Raw genomic sequence first — 15734 nt, forward strand, 5'->3', positions numbered from 1 at the left:
GGCGTCTACAGGCTGTAGCCGGCGACGATCCGCTGCAGCCGCTGCCCCGTCTCGTTCAGGTTGCGCGCAGCGGTTTCCAGCTGGCGCGCGCTCACCATGTTCTGGCTGCTCGCCTGCTTGATGCTCTCCATCGCGGCGGCCACCTGGTCGACGCCGACCAGCTGCTGCTGGCTCGACGCGGCGATCTGCGTCGCGGCCTGAGCCGCTTCGCCCACGCTGCCGGCCAGCGCCTGGATCGCGTCGCTGGCGATCTCGGTCTGGCGGCTGCCGGCCTCGACGGCCTGCCCGCCCTGCTGCGTCGCGGTCACCGCCTGCACGGCAGCGGCCTGGATGTCGCCGAGGATGGCGCGCACCTCGCCGGTGGCCTGCCGCGATTGCGCCGCCAGGCTGCGCACCTCCTGCGCCACCACGCCGAAGCCCTTGCCGTGCTCGCCGGCCTTCGCCGCCTCGATGGCGGCGTTGACGGCCAACAGGTTGGACTGGACCGCGAGGTCTTCCACCGTGGCGATGATCTGGCCGATGGTCTGGTTGTGCTCCGACAGGCCGGCCATGCTGGTGGCGATGGCGTCCATCTGCTGGCGGATGCGGGTCATGCCGGCGCCGACGTCGTCCGCCGACTTGCGCCCATCGTGCGATCCCTGCACCGCCTTCTGCGCGGTGTCGGACACGTGCCGCGCCTTCTGGCTCGCGAGTTCCGCGGTCTGCCGCACCTCCTCCACCGTGGCCGTCGTCTCGGCCACAGCGGCCGCCGACTGGCTGGCGCTGGCGGCCAACTGGGCCGTCGAGGCGACGATCTCGCTGGCCGATGCGCCCAGCACGTTGGCGGCTTCGACGATGTCGCCGATCTGCTGCCGCAAGGTGGCGCTCATGCGCTGGAAAGCGATGCCCAGCAGGTCGTCGGCAGATTGCGCGTTGATGGTGGTGCGCAGGTCGCCGGCGGCCATCTGCTCCGCGGCGTTCGCGATCTCGCGCAGGTAGTGCGTCATCTGGCCGAAGGCCAGCGCCAGCGCGCCGACCTCGTCGCTGCGGTCCTTCGCGGGAACGTCGACGCGGATGTCGCCGGCCTTGATGCGCTCGGCGCAGGCCGTCAACTGCTGCAGCGGCACGGAGATGTTGCGGGTGATCAGGAATCCCGCCAGCAGCGCCAGCGCCAGCGCCGCCCCCGTGCCGAGCACGATGGTGCGGCGGGCGTTCTCGCCGTTGGTGTCCGCTTCCTCCACGCGTTCCTTCAGCAGCGCGCGCCCCTCGGCCTGCATCTCGCCGACCAGGCGCGCGATGTCGCCATCGACCGTGAGGCTCTGGCCGGACTTGATCCGCTGCATCGTGCCTTTCAGGCCCTCGGTGCCGAACAGCTTCGAGGTGTTGCGCACGTGGTCGAGCCGGGTGCGCACCAGCGGCTCCAGCGCATCCAGGCGCTGCTGCTGCCGCGGGTTGTCGAGCGTGGCCGCGCGCACGCGCTGCAGCACGCCCGGCAGGCGTTCCGCGGCGGCACGCGACTCCTCCAGGAAGCCTTGTTCCTCGGTCAGGTAGTAGCTGCGGCTTCCCAGCTCCGCCTCGCGCAGCAAGGGCAGCACGCGGTCGAGCTCCTCGAGCAGCAGGTACGAGTGCTTGCGCAGGTTGGAGGCCTGGATCAGCTCAGAGGTGGCGAAGTAGGAGGCCGCGCCGACCAGCATGAAGATGACCAGCGACAGCCCGAAGCCGGTGGCGATCTTGGTTCCGACGTTCCACTTCATGCGACCGTCCCTCGTTGGTGGTTCTTCATGGGTTCACTTCCTCGTTCACGATCATTCGCGGATCGGCCAGCATCCGCGGCAGGTCCAGCACGAGCAGCCGGTCGGCCGCCATGCCCATCACGTAGTCGCCCGACACGCCGTCGGGCGGCAGCACCGCGGGCTGCAGGTGCCCGCGCTGCTCGGTGCGCACGCCGGCGATCGCACCCGCCAGCACGCCCAGTTCGAGATCGCCGCTGCGCACGAGCACGGCGTGGTGCACGTCCGCAAGGCCTTGCGCGGGCAGGCCGAAGAACTTGCGGATGTCGATCACCGTCGTGATGCGGCCGCGGACGTTGGCCACGCCGGCGACGAAGGACGGCGTGCAGGGAACCGGCGTCAAATCGCCGAGCGGCAGCACTTCCTGCACGTGGCGCGTCTCGATCGCGTAACGGTCGCGGGCGAGCCGGAATTCGAGCAGTTCGATGCTCACGCCATGCTGCACAGGCTCCTCGCGCTGCGCCAGCGCGAGGGCGCGCGCGTGGAGGACGCTGGCCAGGTCGTTGGCGGCGGTGGTCGCGCGCTGCTTCACGACGTGTCCCTTCCTGCCGGCATGGACCGCACGATGTGCGCGAGCCGGCCGGCATTCAGGCCGTCTCCATGCGGCAGCAGGTCGCCGGGCTGGTGGCTGTCCAGCAGCCGCTGCACGGTGGCGAAATGGCGCGCGGCGTCGATGCCGCGCCCCTCCTGGCGCGCGATGTTGCCGAGGGCGAAATGCGCCAGCACGAAGCCGGGCTCCAGGAAGACGGCCCGGCGCAACGACGCCCGCGCGCCTTCATGCGCGCCCTGCTCGGCCAGCACCATGGCGAGCAGGTAGTGCGCCGCGGGGTCGAGCTTGTCGGCGGCGACCCAGCGCTCGCACCAGGCCAGCGCCTCGGCGAGCCGGCCCTCGTCGGCAAGGGAGCGCGCGTGTCGCGCGGCGCTCGGCGGCGCCGCTTGCACCGGGGCCGCAGCAACGTGCGCGGCCAGCGGCGCGGTGGGCAGCGTCTTCGCCGCGTCCGCGCTCTTGCGGTACAGGATCGCCCCCGGGTAGTTCACCGTGGAGAACGCCGCGAAGAGGTCCTGCGAGGTTTCGCTCGGGCTGACGGCCAGCCAGCCGCCGTGCACCAGCGAGCCGTGCAACCTGGCCACTGCGCGCGCGACCTGCGGCGGCGTGAAGTACATCAGCACGTTGCGGCAGAAGATCACGTCCATCGCACTGGTCTCGCTCCCCCGCGGCGGGAACTCGTCGGCGACGAGGTTCAGGAACTCGAAGTTCACGAGCTTGCGCAGGGCCGGCGAGACCACGTAGCGGCCACCCGGGCGCTGCTCGAACCAGGACTGCTTGACCGACGCAGGCACGTTGCGGAACGACCACTCGCCGTAGACGCCGGCGGCGGCCTTCTCCAGCGCGGCCGGATTGATGTCGGTAGCCGTGATCGTGACGCGCCAGTCGGCGATGTCCGGCAGCAGCTGGTGCAGCAGGATCGCGAGCGAATAGGCCTCCTCGCCGCTCGCGCAGCCGGCGCTCCAGAGCCGCAGCCGCTGGTCGCGCCCGCGGCGGCGCCGGACCAGGTCGGGAAGCACCCGCCGCGACAGCGCGTCGAGCAGGTGCGGGTCACGCAGGAAGTAGGTTTCGCCGATGGTGAGGTGGCGCGCCAGCACCTGCTGCTGCGTCACGTCCATCCGCGACCGGGTCAAGGTGCGGATGCATGCCGCCGTGTCGGGCAGGCCGAGGTCCTGCGCGGCGTGGCGCACGCCGCGCGCGAGGTCGTCGTAGCGCTCCGGCGGGAAGTGCAGCCCGATGTGCTGTGCCACCGCGTCGCTGACGTGCGCCCACTGCGCCGGGGCGACGCTGTCGTTGTTCATCATGGCTCGCGCAGCGCCGCCTCGAGGGCGCGCTCTTCGTCGTCGGTCAGGAAACGCTCCAGGTCGTGGATCAGGAGCAGGCCGTCGTCCAGCCGGACCACGCTGTCCACGCCACGCACCCCAGGGGCGAGCGTGGCGACGTCCACCACCGGCGCAGGCGCCATGCGGACCGCCTCGACCTCATCGACCAGCAGGGCGACGGAGCGCTTCGTGGTGCGGGCGATCAGGAACACGTCCGACAGCCGCAGCGCCCGATCGGCCAGTCCCAGGTGCCGGCGCAGCGAGAACACGGGCAGCAGCGCGCCGCCGACGTCGATGGCGCCGAGGACGGCGGCGGGCGCGCCGGGCAGCGGCGTCACCTGCGCCGCGGGCGTGACCCGCTGCATCGCGTCCACGCGCAACGCGTGGCGCTGGCCGTCCACGCTGAACACGACCACCTGCAGGGCGCCGTTCATCGCGCCCCAGGCACAGCGCGCCTCAACCCGGGATCAGCGAGACCTGGAGCGGCCAGTCGTATTGGCCGGCCGACGCGTCCGGGCCGAGCACGAAGCGGAAACGCAGCTGGACGTGGTCCTGCCACATGCCGGCGTTCGCCGCGGGGCGATTGGCGGATGCACCCGCGCCGCCCACTTTCAGCAGCTGCCCGAGCCCCTCGACCTGCGCCTCGCGCACCGACACGCAATGGCACTGGAACGCCACCGTGTAGCCGCTGCGGTCGTTGCTGCGCACGACCATGTCGACAGGCTGTTCGACCTCCACGAAGCCGCGCGCAATGTCCGATTCGGTCACCGAGATGGACGCCGGCTGCGCGAACCGCAGTTGCGCGTGGCGGGCCACGACGGCGTTGACCGACAGCGTGGCGCTCGTCCCCTGGCCGGCGTGCACGGGCGCCACCAGCGCGGCGCTGATCACCAACATCGTCGCGGCCAAGAGGGATGAGATTCGCATGCACCCAGTGTGGGAGCCGGTGCCGCGCTGCCTCTAGGTCGAAGGAATGCGGCGGCCTAGGTCGTTTGCCTACGCCGCATTGCATGGGGTGGTCACTCACCGAACCGCTCCCGGTGCCGGTCCAGCGCGAGGAAGGCCGTCGAATTCCACTTTCGCGTCCATTCCAGCAGGGCATCGCCCGGCAAGGCCGGCGAGATGCCCGGACCTTGGCCGACGTTGCAGCCCCAATCACGAAGCAGCAGCCATTCGTCGTCGCGCTCGATGCCGGTCGCGACCACGTTCAGCCGCAGCTGGGCCGCCAGGTCGAGCGCGACCGCGAGCCCGGCGCGGGCCGTGTCGTCGCGGTCGACGTTGCGCACGAACTGCGGCCCGACGCGCAGGTGCGTGAAGGCCACCAGGGCCAGCCGGTCGACCTGCAGCGGCCCGCCGCCGAAGTTGTCCAGGGCCAGGCCGAAGCCGTCCACGCGCAGGCGAGCCAGGTTCTCCAGCGACCGGGCCGCGTCGGTGTCGACGGCCGGTTCCGGCAACCCGAGCACGACGTGCCGCGGCTCGACGTCCGCTTGCCGGATGGACTGCCGCACCCGGTTGGCCAGCGTCACGTCGGCCCAGGATTCGAAGAGCAGGGGCACGGAGACGAACGCCTCCAGCCCGCGCGCACGCCAGTGCCGGCACCGCGCCACGCTCTTCTGCAGCATGAGCCAGGCGAAGTCCTCCATCAGGCCGCGCGCCTGGATGGAGGGCAGGAAGACATGGTCGTCCAGCAAGCCGCGCTCCGGATGCCGCCAACGCGGGACGGCATGCAGGCCGCAGACCTTGCGCGTCTGGAAATCCACGAGCGGCTCGAACCACGGCTCGAAGTCGTTGTTGGCCCAGCTGGCCGCGATGGTCTCGAGCGGGAAGCTGTCTTCCGCCTCCGGGCGCCCGCTGATGCCGATGCGGTGCGCCTCGACCATCGGCATGATCTTGGCCGCGGACGCAGGCTTGCCCATGACCCCGAGCAGCCGCACCTTGTAGGCCAGGGCCATGTTGGCGATCGACGAGAGCAGCGCGGGGTCGAGTGCGCTGGCGAGGATCAGCGATACCTTGGAGCCGCTTTCGCCCAGGTGCCGCACCAGTTCCATGCCGTCCATGCCGGGCATGGACAGGTCGCTGATGACGATGTCGACGGGACGGTCAGGGTCGGTGAGGACCCGCAGCGCAGTGTGGCCGTCCTCGGCGACATGGACCGCCTCCGCCCCCAGCGACAGCAGCAGGCGCTGCATGGCAGCCCGCTGGAACTCGTGGTCTTCCACGACCAGGAAGCGCAGTTCGCTGCACGGCATTCACTTCTCCCCCGTTGTCCGTCCAGCTTCTTCAGAGCCGGATCGTTGGCACTGCCGAGCATGACGCGCATCGCAGCGCGCCGGAAGCGTGGCACTACTTACCCCGAAAGTGCGAATGCTCGCGCGCGTGGGTGTCGGGTGCGGGCCTGGAGGAAGCTGTTGTTCGTATCGCGCGACGTGCGCCGGGAACGAACGGTCTACTGCGCGGGGTTCATGAAGACTGGTCGGATTGGTCTTCGATCAGTTCCAGCAGATCGGCCGCACTCCTTGCGCGCGGATCCTCCCCGATGGCGAGCGGCGCAATCCGTCCACGCAGCGAGTGGATGAACGTCCTGAGCGCATCCCGGACGGAGCTGCCGTGGTACGTCTCGTACCCGTCCGCCGGAGCGAACGGTCCGCCCAGGTCGATGAGCGCTTCGATGGCGGCGCGCTGTGCCCAATACCCGCCGTTTGCCAGCACGTTTTCGACCTCAGGCAGAACCGCCAGCACGACGGGATGGAACGTGCAGGCGTGGTTGTCGCCGACCGCCCAGAGGAGTGCATCGCCTGCGTCCACGGCAGACGATTCATCGCCGGCGTTCCGGAGTGCTTCCAGTGCAGCTTCCACGCTGCCCGAATCGTTGTGCTCGGGCTGGGGATACTGGTCGACGTTGGGGGCGGGCATGGCTCGGATTGCCGTCAGCCGTTCGCGATCAGAACGAACCCGTCTTGAACACGCGCCCATCGGCCTCGAGAAGGCGCCAATCCTTGCCGGTCCTGTGCAAGGTTCTGCCGGTGTCCGGGTAGTGGCAAACGTCCTGGTCGACGCGCGTGCCGACGATCAGGTAGGAGCAAGGCTCGTCGGACTGGTTCGAAACATGATGGGCACTGGGCACGCCCGCCGGCCATCACGCGGCGTCGCCCTGGTGCAGGACTTCCGGGTGGCCCTGCTCGGTGACGGTCACCTCGCCCGACAGCACGTAGAGGAATTCGTCTTCGTTCTCGTGCCAGTGGTTGTTGGACGAGCGGGCACCGGGATGAAGGACCTGCACGTAAGCGCCGTACTGCGACAGGCCTCCCGCTGCTGACAGCCGGACGGTGTCCGAGACACCGAAGGTTTCCCGCTCCGCGCGCTCGGCGGGCACCTGGTTCTTCCGGAGGATCATCTTGAAGTTCCCGTTGGGTCTGATGCACGCACTGTAGTGGCACTGCGATGCTGGCCTGCGCGTGGCTGCATCGCAGTGCCCGTGGGTCACAGCTCACCGAGTTTCGGACGACGCGACTTCACTTCGCTGACCCGTTCCTCGAGCTCCTTCATGGCCGCGGGGAAGAGCGAATCCACTTCGAGGCGCAACTCCTGCAAACGTGCAACAAGCCGCTCAGGCACCTGCGGTCCGCGGCGGGACTTGTGTTCGCGCTCGAAGTCCCGGACCTGTCGCTCCAAGGCGTGCAACTGCCGTTGGGCCTCCCGCCATTTGTCGAAGCTGCCGTGGTCCCGCTTCTCAGGCATCTGGTCCTCGTCTCCGGCGAACTACTTGCTGGCGGCCTGGTGTGCTCGGGGGAAACTGACGGTGATGGACGTCCCCTGCGACGGCCCAGGGCTGTGGGCGCGCACGGCCCCGCCTTGCAGTTCCACCAGCTGCCGCACCAAAGCCAGGCCGATTCCCAATCCGCCACCTTTGGCCGGCTGGCCCGAGTACTGCTGGAACAGGTCGAACGCACGCGCCGCCTGCTCTGCCGTCATTCCTGCCCCGTTGTCAGTGACGGTGATTTGCGCCTCGTCCGATCCCTGCACCAATTCGATCGAGACGGTGCCTCGGGGTGGCGTGAACTTGGCTGCATTGATCAACAGGTTCGTCAGCACCTGGACGAGCCGATGACGGTCGGCCCGGACCGTGACTGCGTGCGGAGGCGCCACGACTTTCAGGTCGTGGGAACCGGAGTCCAGCCGATGCCGCGCCGTCTCGATCGCGGTGTTCACGACCTCCTGCAGCACGACGTCCTCGATCGTCAGGGACACCTTGCCAAGCTTGATCCTCGACACGTCGAGCAGATCCTCGACCAGGGCGGCCAGGAATTCGTATTGCCGCTGGAGGAGGCCCAGCACCCGGGTCGTGTGCGGCCCTGCCTCGGTCAGCGTCGACGCGAGCAGCTGGAGGGCCACCCTGCTCGCGGACAGCGGGTTCAACATCTCGTGGGCGAGCACCGCCAGGAAGTCGTCCTTGTTGCGGTCTGCCTGGCGCAGGGCTTCGAGCGCCAGCTCGCGGTCCGTGACGTCCAGACCCTGCATGAAGATCCCCACGGTCTGGCTGGTTGCGTCGAAGATCGGCTGGAGGATGAAATCGACCCTTCGCTCGGTGATCGCACCGGTCGACGCGTCGCAGAACTGGATCTTCACGGCGGCCCCCGTGCGCTGCAGGCCGGAGTCGAGGACGGCGTCCAGCAGCTGTTCGATCCCTTGTTCCTTGAGCTCGGGGACGGCCTCGACGATGCGCTTGCCGACGAGATCTTCACGCGGGCGGCCGACCAGGTTCAGGTAAGCCGCATTGGTGATGGCGACGACGTGCTCGCGGCCTTGGGTCAATGCGAGGAAGCTGGGCGCCTGGTCGAGCAGGAGCTGGAGCTCGGAGAGGTGCCGCGCCAGCGAGCGACGGGGAGGCTTGCGATCAGCAGTCTCGCTGGAACCAACGTTCTCGTCCTCTGGCGACATTCGGACTCCTGGCTGGAACCATCGATGTACAGGCGGAGCTTCGCGATTCTGAGCTCGCGCGCCTGACTCGTGCCATTCGTCGTCATCCCCCGTTTGGGGGATGACCCTGGCGCTGCGCGACCAGCCGCCAGGCGACCCCGCCGTGCCGGGTCGCCCGCTAGACGATCGCTCCCGTCGCGCTGCGAGGCCCGTGCACTTGCAATCGCCGTCCGGCCCACGCACTCAGTGCCAGGGCCACCAGCATCCACGCCAGCCCGGCCCAGCTGAGCGCGCCCATGCCGTGGGACGCCAGCAGCGCTCCACCGCCCGCCGCGCCCGCTGCCTGGCCCAGGTAGATCGCCGAAGTGTTCATCGCCATCAGCGCCGGCGTCAGCTGCGGCGCCAGGTGCCCCAGGCGCGCCTGCTGGGCGGAGTTGCTCGCGAAGCTGGCCAAGGCCCATGGCACCACGAGCAGCAGCAGCGCCGGCACCGTGATGACGAGGGGCCAGGCCACCAGGCTCACCGCCATCGAGCACAGGACCGCGTTCACGCTGCGCACCGGCCCCAGTCGGCCGATCAGTCGCACCAGCAGCACATTGCCTGTGACGCCGAGCACCCCGAACCACAGGTAGGCCAGGCTCACCTGTGCAGCGGTGGCGCCCAGCACCTGCTTGCAGAACGGCAGGAAGTACGAGAGGACCGTGAACTGCCCCGCGCCTTGAAGTGCGGTGACCAGCACGACGGCCACCAGCGCCGGCTCGCGCAGCGCCGCCTTCCATGTGGCGACCGACACGGGCGGCGTCGTGACGCCCGGAGGCATGCTCCGCCAGAGCACGGCCGCGGCCAGCAACGCCAAGGCTGCCACCAGGCCGAACGCGAATGGCCAGCCCAGCACTTCCCCCACGTAGCTGCTCACCGGCGCGCAGATGACGGCGGAGGCCGACCAGCCGATGAAGATGAAGGCAATGGCCGAGGCCCGCTCCTTCGGAGGGCTCATGACTGCGATGGCGGCTGCAGCCTGGGGCGTGAACAGCGCAGCCGCCAGCATGGACAGGGCGCGCGCCACGGCCAGCGGCAGGAAGGATGTGGCGACCGCACAGGCGGCGTGGCCGATGCCGAACCACAGCAGGGCCACGGTGAGCAGGCCGCGCATGTCCCGCCCACGTGCGAGCCACGTGGCCAGCGGCGCCGCCACGCACACGACGACCGCGCCGATCGAGATGAGCTGGCCCGCGCTGGCCACGGTCACCTGCAGCGAGCGCGCCAGGTCCTGCAGCGTGCCTGCCGCGACCTGCAGGCCGGCACCCATGACGAAATTACCGAACAGGAGGGCCCACCGCGTGGATTTCAACCCTGCGGCGGCGTTGGGGGTTGCGCTCATGCACGGCCTCCCTCGCTACCGGTCTGTACCATGGGCAGGCCATCGAGGATCCCCGCGTGCCTGCAGCCCCTTCCCCCCGAGCCAACCGAGCGCCTGCCCGAGGTGAGGACTCCGCGCGGGACAAGGTGTTCGCGACGGCGCGCGACCTTTTCTACCGCGAAGGCTTTCGCGCCGTCGGTGTCGATGCGGTGGTTGCTGCATCCGGCGTGGCCAAGACGACCCTGTATCGCTGGTTTCCGACCAAGGACGACCTCGTGCTTGCCGTCCTGGACTCGCGCGACGAGGAGTTCTGGACGCAGTGGGAAGCCACGGCCGAGCGCTACGTCGGACAGCCGCGCGAGGAATTGCTCGCGCAGATCCGGTGGATCTCCCGCTACATCGGCGGCGCGGAGTCGCGTGGCTGCGCGTTCCTGAACGCGGCGGCGGAGTTTCCGGACCCGTCGCATGCTGTCCGCGACAAGGTGGCGCGCAACAAGCGGACCCTGCGGCGTCGGCTGCTGTCGCTGTGCATGGCGGCCGGCGCCGCCGACGCTGCACTGCTGGCAGACCAGCTGGTCCTGATGATCGACGGCGCCTTCGCAGGCAGCGAAGCCCTGGGCAAGAACGGTCCGGCCAAGGTGTTGCAGCGCGCCGCCCAGGCGGCCATCGACACGGCCCTGCCGGCGAAGTAGCTCCTTCATGCCGCGGCCTCCGCAATGAGCGACGCCGTCCGCTCGGGGGCCACCACCATCATGTCGTGGCCGCAGTCGATCTCGCGGGGGGTCCATTCGCCACCACGGGCGATCTCGGCCACGCGCGGATAGCCCATCGCGGTCGTCGGCGGGTTCGTCGCCAGGACGTACGTCTTGGGCAGGCCGGCATGCCCGCCATGCGGCAGGCGAAGCGGGTCCAGCCAGGTGCGCAGCGGATGGGGCCGCAGGCAGCGCTGCAGCCAGGCGACGTCTTCGGGGTCGCTCACGCCCACCATGGCTGGGGAAATGGGCGGGAGCCAGGCTCCGTCGGGTGCCATCGAGCGGAACGCCGCCTCGCGCCGGGCCACGTCTTCTGGCGTGATCCCCGGCACGAACGAAGCGAACGTCTGGCCATCCGCCGGCACCGCGGCGTCCAGGTAGACCAGGTGGCGGACGCGATCGCGCAGTGCGTCGGCCGCGCCGGTGATCACCATGCCGCCATACGAGTGGCCGACGAGGACGACGCCGTGAAGGTCCTCGGATTCCACCAGGTCCACGATGTCCGCGACGTGCGTGTCCAGGCTGGGGATGGGGTGGCGAAGGTGCTCGCGGTCACCCAGGCCGGTGAGGCTGGGCGCCAGCACGCGATGGCCGGCCGCCTCGAGGCGGGGGCGCACCTTGTCCCAGCACCAGCCTCCGTGCCAGGCACCGTGGACGAGGACAACGGCAGATGTCATGGGAGCGATTCCTTCCTGTTCATTCGTCGGTGCCGGCCGGCACCAGGACCAGCTTGCCCGTGGTGTGGCGCTGCGCCACGCGTGCATGCGCTTCGGCCGCCTGGGCCAGCGGCAGGACGGCATCGACATGCGGCATCAATCGACCGTCGCGCACCAGCTTCGCGATCGCATCGAGCCCGCTGCCGCTGGGTTCGACGAGAAAAGCGCTGGCACGCACGCCCATCGCCGTCGCGGCTTCCTGCAAGCCGGGAGCCCAGGCGGCCTGCGCGCTGACCAGCAGCCCGCCGGGCCGCATGGTGCGGAGCATCGCCATGCAGGTGTCACCGCCCACCAGTTCGATCACGACGTCCATGCCGGACACCTGGTCGGCCACCGGCGCCGCCGTGTAGTCGACGAGCCGGTCCGCACCCAGCTGCCGCAGGAAGCCATGTTTCTCCGGCCGTCCCGTGGCCGTGACGGATGCACCCAAGGCCTTGGCCACTTGCACGGCGAGATGGCCCACGCCCCCGGCAGCGCCGCTGATCAGCACCCGCATGCCGGGTTGCACGTCCGCGACCTCCACCAGCATCTGCCAGGCGGTCAACCCGGCCAGCGGCAGCGCCGCGGCCTCGGCGTGGGTGACCTGCGCCGGCTTGTGTGCGAAATGCCGCGCCGGCGCAGTGACGTACTGCGCATACGCACCGCCCTCGCGCGGGAACCAGGGCATCCCGAACACCGCGTCGCCCTTCCTGAACCGCGTGACGCCGTAGCCGACCGCCTCGACCACGCCGGAGACGTCCCAGCCGGGGACGTGGGGGAGCGCCAGGGCCCGGTTGTAGGCGCGCCCCTCGCAAGTGAACACGTCCACGGGATTGACGCCGGCGGCGTGCACCCGCACCAGCACCTCGGTGGGGAGCGGTTGCCGGCGTGGGATGCGTGCGAGTTCGAGCGGACCGCCCCACTCGCGCAGTTGCATGGCAGCCATCGATGGCTGGACGGGTTCGGTCATCGGGATTCGTCCTTTTCTTGGTCGCTACAAATCTGTAGCGATGGAAGATACCGATCTGTCCTTCGGCTTGCCGTGGACGGCGCGATGCCCCTGTGGTCCGCTGGACTATCCGCGGACCGGCTTGGCTCGAGACCGCCAGGAAAGAACCGCGACCAGGGCGGCTGAACCCGCGAGGTACAGCGAGGCGGCTTCTATGCCGTGCTGCGGCAGTCCGAAGAACAGGAGGCCGATGAGCGCGACGCCGAGCGCATTGCCGATCTGCTGCACGGTGGCGAACAGCCCCGAAGCAACCCCCACATGCTGCGCCGGCACCGGCGCCAGCACGGCGGCCGACAGCGGCGCCATCACGGCGCCCACTCCCGCGCCCTGCACGGCGAGCAACGCCAGGCCGAAGAGCGCGCCCGCTTCACGGCCCGCCACGAGGTTGAGGCACTGCAGCAGGTGCGCCGCCGCGAGGAGCGCCGCGCCCTCGGCGATCGGAGCCCGTCCGAAGCGACGGGCAAGCTTGGGTGCCGCCATCGATGTCGCGAAGAAACCCGCGGCGAGCACGCTGAAGACGAGGCCCGATGCGAGCGGCGACAGGCCGCGCTCCTGTTGCAGGTGGAGGGCGACGACGAAGTACAGCGAAGCATTGCCGGCGTAAAACGCCAGTGCCGTGGCCAGCCCCGCGAGGAACCTTCCGTTGGCAAGGAGGACGCCGGGCACGAGCGGGTCGCGACCACGCGCCTCACGCCATTTCTGCTGCGCGGAGAACAGCACGAGCAGCGCGAACGAGAGCCCGAGGACGATGAACGTCCAGGCGGGCCAGCCACCCGCGTGGCCTTCGACCAGCGGATACACGAGGCCGACGGCGCTGGCCGCGATCAACAGCATGCCTGCGATGTCGAGGCTGCGGGCGCCGGGGTGGCCGGCCATGCGCGCCAACGTCCGCGGCGCGGCGGCCAGCGCGGCCAACCCCACGGGCACGTTGACCAGGAAGCAGCTGCGCCAACCGAGCCCGCCCCAGTCGGCCGCGATGAGTGCTCCTCCGGCCAGCTGGCCCAACGTGGCCGCGACACCGAGCACGATTCCATACGCTGCGAACGACCGGGCGCGGGCGGCGCCGGTGTACGTGGTGGACAGCATCGCGAGCACCTGGGGCTGCAGGACGGCAGCGGCGAGGCCTTGTGCCACCCGCGCTGCGACGAGCACGGTTGCGGTCGGTGCCAGGCCGCAACCCAGCGACGCCAGCGTGAACAGGAAGAGGCCCACCATGAACATCCGCCGGCGGCCGAACATGTCCCCGAGCCGCCCGCCTGCGACCAGCCCGGTGGCGGTCGCCAGGCCGTATCCGGCCACGACCCATTGCAATTCGGAATTGGTCGCCTGCAATTCCTGCTGGATCGAGGGGAGCGCAACGTTCACGATGAAGAAGTCGAGGACCACCAGGAAGGTCCCGCTGAGCATCACGAGCAGCGGCAGGCCCGGCGGCGTGCGCGCGGGGGTGCCGCCGGCGGCGCCGAGGCAAGTCGTTGGAGAAGTCATGGCGGCAATCTACGGCGCGGGACGCAGAAAGCCATGACGTCGGAGGTCATGGGCGTGCGAAGAGGACGTCTTCGCGAATGGAATGGCTCGTGGGCGCCCGCGGGCCACTACCATCCGGGCGGCATGTTCGATCGGACGCCATGGATCCCGGGGCCGGGTTCGCGTTGTGCGCGAGCCTTGCAGCACGTGGGAGGCCTTGCCAGCGGCGGTCCGCTCGACCGCTCCCTTCACGTCACCCTGCAGTTCCACCCCGACCGGCTCCATCGCGGCGAGCCCCTCCTTCGCGTGCTCGCCCGGGACAGCCTCTACCGCTCGCAGTTCGAGACCGGCACGAGCAACGGCGGCCTCACTGCGCATCCGGGCGGGGATCGCTGGGCATGGGAGAGCCGGATGTTCGCGGGGGCGTACGACGATGCGCCGGCCGAGGAGCGTCCGAAATACGGCGCGTTGAACTACAGGCGCCGCGCGACCGGCGGCGCGCCGCGCTTTGGTTCGTCCTTCCTTCGGCTCAAGCCGCAGCTGCTGGCGCGCACGACGTTCTGCTATCCGGACAGCGTCTTCGAACCGCGCGACTTCGGCACGATGGCGAACATGGCGCTCATCGAACTCGCCGAGAGCGATCGGCGCGATCCCCTCGACGACGCCATCGAAGCACATGTCCATGGACCCGTGCGCCTCGCATCCGACGTCGAGGCGCTGGTGCTGGATCCCAGCTATCGCGGCACGGCCGTGGAGGAACTGGCCGGTGAACTGCCTTGCGTGGTGGAGTGGCATCCGGGATTCGTGTTGACCACCGACGTGCTCGCCCGGCACCCCGACTATCGCGGCCCGGAGTTCGTGGCCCTTGGATTGGCGCTCGCGCGCGATGGCGTCCTGACGCCTGCGTTGCTTGGCGAGGCAGCCCGGTCCGGGCGGTACGACGCGCAAGCGTTGAAGCGGGTCTGGCACTACGTCGCCCGCTTCGGGGATCCCGGTGCGCACCGGGACTGACGCTGCGACGCAATCTCACCCGGTCCGGGTGTCCCGCAGTTGGATGCCGACGGCCCCCGCCAGGATGGCCGCTGCCCCGGTCCACTGGGCCGCGCTCAGGCGCTGGTCGAACGCGACGACGTCCGTGATCATGGCGACGACGGGGTAGATGAACGACAGGGCGCCCGTCACCGCCGTCGGCAGCTTCTGGATCGCGGAATGCAGAAGGATGAAGACCAGCGCCGTGTAGATGAAGCCCATCGCGGCCAGGGACGACCAGGCAGTTGCGTCGACCGGAAAGTCCGCGCGCATGCCCCAGGGGGCGAACACCACGGCACCCACGCCGACGTGGATCAAGGTGATCAGCTGCGGCGCCGTGCCGTCCAGCTTCTTGGTCGCCAGGGCTGCAAGGGCGTACAGGAAGGCGGCTCCGATGGAAAGCAGGATGCCCAGCGGGTAGTCGCCGCCTGCGGCGGCGACAGCAGGCTGGCCCAGCGCGATCGCCACCACGCCGCCGAATGCCAGCGCGAGCCACGCCAATCGCGCGGCGGTGATCCTCTCGCCCAGGAATGCCATCCCGAATCCGAGAAGGATGAACGGCTGCGTGTTGTAGACGGCCGTGGCGACCGAGATCGGCACGTGCGAGAACGACTCGAAGATCAGGACCCAGTTAAGGGCAATCGCGAGGCCGCCTCCCGCTGCGAGTGCGAATTGCCGCTTCTGCATGCGCCGGAGATGGCCGAACGCAATGCAGAACGGCAGCAAGCCGGCCCCACCGAAGACACAACGCCAGAACAACAACGCGACGACGGGCTGGCCGGACCGGACCACGAACCAGCCGATGGTTCCCGAGATCGCCATCGCGGCGGTCATCTCGAACGCGCCTGTCACGGCCTTCTTCATTGCCTT

General features: G+C 69.7%; 17 protein-coding genes. 2 read left to right on the forward strand and 15 right to left on the reverse strand.

Annotation, left to right across the window (positions count from 1 at the left end):
• Window positions 1-5 precede the first annotated feature (5 nt).
• The 11 genes from I8E28_RS19945 to I8E28_RS19995 all read right to left on the reverse strand — a co-directional run bounded on the left by I8E28_RS19945 (window position 6) and on the right by I8E28_RS19995 (window position 9936).
• Window positions 6-1733, reverse strand: a complete 1728-nt coding sequence (locus tag I8E28_RS19945) for a methyl-accepting chemotaxis protein (protein ID WP_200789968.1) — start codon at window positions 1731-1733, stop codon at window positions 6-8.
• 25 nt (window positions 1734-1758) lie between these two features.
• Window positions 1759-2301, reverse strand: coding sequence for a chemotaxis protein CheW (locus tag I8E28_RS19950; protein WP_200789969.1), 543 nt, complete (start codon window positions 2299-2301; stop codon window positions 1759-1761).
• The gene (locus tag I8E28_RS19955; RefSeq protein ID WP_200789970.1) at window positions 2298-3617 is read right to left on the reverse strand and encodes a CheR family methyltransferase; all 1320 of its coding nucleotides are present in this window, start codon (window positions 3615-3617) and stop codon (window positions 2298-2300) included. Before I8E28_RS19955 ends, I8E28_RS19950 begins: the two co-directional genes overlap by 4 nt.
• Complete coding sequence (locus I8E28_RS19960) at window positions 3617-4072, reverse strand: chemotaxis protein CheW (protein ID WP_239027274.1); 456 nt, start codon at window positions 4070-4072, stop codon at window positions 3617-3619. The genes I8E28_RS19955 and I8E28_RS19960 overlap by 1 nt, the downstream gene beginning before the upstream one ends.
• 22 nt (window positions 4073-4094) lie before the next feature.
• Entirely contained in the window at window positions 4095-4565 is a 471-nt protein-coding gene (locus I8E28_RS19965) for a hypothetical protein (RefSeq protein WP_200789971.1), read from the reverse strand.
• Between the two features lie 92 nt (window positions 4566-4657).
• The gene (locus I8E28_RS19970) at window positions 4658-5887 is read right to left on the reverse strand and encodes an EAL domain-containing response regulator (protein ID WP_200789972.1); all 1230 of its coding nucleotides are present in this window, start codon (window positions 5885-5887) and stop codon (window positions 4658-4660) included.
• 211 nt (window positions 5888-6098) lie between these two features.
• Window positions 6099-6551, reverse strand: coding sequence for a hypothetical protein (locus tag I8E28_RS19975; RefSeq protein ID WP_200789973.1), 453 nt, complete (start codon window positions 6549-6551; stop codon window positions 6099-6101).
• A 223-nt stretch (window positions 6552-6774) separates the two neighbouring features.
• Entirely contained in the window at window positions 6775-7032 is a 258-nt protein-coding gene (locus I8E28_RS19980; RefSeq protein WP_200789974.1) for a cupin domain-containing protein, read from the reverse strand.
• A gap of 86 nt (window positions 7033-7118) precedes the next feature.
• Window positions 7119-7376, reverse strand: coding sequence for a hypothetical protein (locus tag I8E28_RS19985; RefSeq protein ID WP_200789975.1), 258 nt, complete (start codon window positions 7374-7376; stop codon window positions 7119-7121).
• Window positions 7377-7397: 21 nt separating this feature from the next.
• Complete coding sequence (locus tag I8E28_RS19990; RefSeq protein ID WP_200789976.1) at window positions 7398-8576, reverse strand: PAS domain-containing sensor histidine kinase; 1179 nt, start codon at window positions 8574-8576, stop codon at window positions 7398-7400.
• A 157-nt stretch (window positions 8577-8733) separates the two neighbouring features.
• Window positions 8734-9936 carry an MFS transporter gene (locus tag I8E28_RS19995; protein ID WP_200789977.1) on the reverse strand — a complete coding sequence of 401 codons (1203 nt, stop codon included), beginning with the start codon at window positions 9934-9936 and terminating at the stop codon, window positions 8734-8736.
• 125 nt (window positions 9937-10061) lie between these two features.
• On the opposite strand from I8E28_RS19995, the gene I8E28_RS20000 reads away from it, so the two are divergent.
• Entirely contained in the window at window positions 10062-10607 is a 546-nt protein-coding gene (locus tag I8E28_RS20000; RefSeq protein ID WP_338050810.1) for a TetR/AcrR family transcriptional regulator, read from the forward strand.
• Between the two features lie 5 nt (window positions 10608-10612).
• Here I8E28_RS20000 and I8E28_RS20005 read toward each other — a convergent pair whose 3' ends face one another.
• The 3 genes from I8E28_RS20005 to I8E28_RS20015 form a co-directional block, all read right to left on the reverse strand.
• Window positions 10613-11344 (reverse strand): alpha/beta fold hydrolase, encoded by a 732-nt coding sequence (locus tag I8E28_RS20005; protein ID WP_200789978.1) that lies wholly within the window; start codon window positions 11342-11344, stop codon window positions 10613-10615.
• Between the two features lie 19 nt (window positions 11345-11363).
• Window positions 11364-12332, reverse strand: a complete 969-nt coding sequence (locus I8E28_RS20010; RefSeq protein WP_200789979.1) for an NADP-dependent oxidoreductase — start codon at window positions 12330-12332, stop codon at window positions 11364-11366.
• 105 nt (window positions 12333-12437) lie between these two features.
• Complete coding sequence (locus tag I8E28_RS20015; RefSeq protein WP_200789980.1) at window positions 12438-13856, reverse strand: MFS transporter; 1419 nt, start codon at window positions 13854-13856, stop codon at window positions 12438-12440.
• 123 nt (window positions 13857-13979) lie between these two features.
• Here I8E28_RS20015 and I8E28_RS20020 point away from each other — a divergent pair, with 123 nt between their 5' ends.
• Window positions 13980-14846, forward strand: coding sequence for a DUF3626 domain-containing protein (locus I8E28_RS20020; RefSeq protein ID WP_200789981.1), 867 nt, complete (start codon window positions 13980-13982; stop codon window positions 14844-14846).
• Between the two features lie 15 nt (window positions 14847-14861).
• Here I8E28_RS20020 and I8E28_RS20025 read toward each other — a convergent pair whose 3' ends face one another.
• The gene (locus I8E28_RS20025) at window positions 14862-15728 is read right to left on the reverse strand and encodes a DMT family transporter (protein WP_200789982.1); all 867 of its coding nucleotides are present in this window, start codon (window positions 15726-15728) and stop codon (window positions 14862-14864) included.
• Between the last annotated feature and the right edge of the window lie 6 nt (window positions 15729-15734).

The sequence above is a fragment of the Ramlibacter algicola genome (assembly GCF_016641735.1).
In the GTDB taxonomy this organism is placed as follows: Bacteria; Pseudomonadota; Gammaproteobacteria; order Burkholderiales; family Burkholderiaceae_C; genus Ramlibacter; species Ramlibacter algicola.

Bases quoted from the DNA above. Each gene is read 5' to 3' on its own strand.
- I8E28_RS19945 (WP_200789968.1), bottom strand. From the start codon at position 1,733: ATGAAGTGGAACGTCGGAACCAAGATCGCCACCGGCTTCGGGCTGTCG.
- I8E28_RS20015 (WP_200789980.1), bottom strand. From the start codon at position 13,856: ATGACTTCTCCAACGACTTGCCTCGGCGCCGCCGGCGGCACCCCCGCG.
- I8E28_RS19960 (WP_239027274.1), bottom strand. From the start codon at position 4,072: ATGAACGGCGCCCTGCAGGTGGTCGTGTTCAGCGTGGACGGCCAGCGC.
- I8E28_RS19995 (WP_200789977.1), bottom strand. From the start codon at position 9,936: ATGAGCGCAACCCCCAACGCCGCCGCAGGGTTGAAATCCACGCGGTGG.
- I8E28_RS20005 (WP_200789978.1), bottom strand. From the start codon at position 11,344: ATGACATCTGCCGTTGTCCTCGTCCACGGTGCCTGGCACGGAGGCTGG.
- I8E28_RS19990 (WP_200789976.1), bottom strand. From the start codon at position 8,576: ATGTCGCCAGAGGACGAGAACGTTGGTTCCAGCGAGACTGCTGATCGC.
- I8E28_RS19970 (WP_200789972.1), bottom strand. From the start codon at position 5,887: ATGCCGTGCAGCGAACTGCGCTTCCTGGTCGTGGAAGACCACGAGTTC.
- I8E28_RS19975 (WP_200789973.1), bottom strand. From the start codon at position 6,551: ATGCCCGCCCCCAACGTCGACCAGTATCCCCAGCCCGAGCACAACGAT.
- I8E28_RS19980 (WP_200789974.1), bottom strand. From the start codon at position 7,032: ATGATCCTCCGGAAGAACCAGGTGCCCGCCGAGCGCGCGGAGCGGGAA.
- I8E28_RS20025 (WP_200789982.1), bottom strand. From the start codon at position 15,728: ATGAAGAAGGCCGTGACAGGCGCGTTCGAGATGACCGCCGCGATGGCG.
- I8E28_RS20010 (WP_200789979.1), bottom strand. From the start codon at position 12,332: ATGACCGAACCCGTCCAGCCATCGATGGCTGCCATGCAACTGCGCGAG.
- I8E28_RS19965 (WP_200789971.1), bottom strand. From the start codon at position 4,565: ATGCGAATCTCATCCCTCTTGGCCGCGACGATGTTGGTGATCAGCGCC.
- I8E28_RS19955 (WP_200789970.1), bottom strand. From the start codon at position 3,617: ATGAACAACGACAGCGTCGCCCCGGCGCAGTGGGCGCACGTCAGCGAC.
- I8E28_RS19985 (WP_200789975.1), bottom strand. From the start codon at position 7,376: ATGCCTGAGAAGCGGGACCACGGCAGCTTCGACAAATGGCGGGAGGCC.
- I8E28_RS20020 (WP_200789981.1), top strand. From the start codon at position 13,980: ATGTTCGATCGGACGCCATGGATCCCGGGGCCGGGTTCGCGTTGTGCG.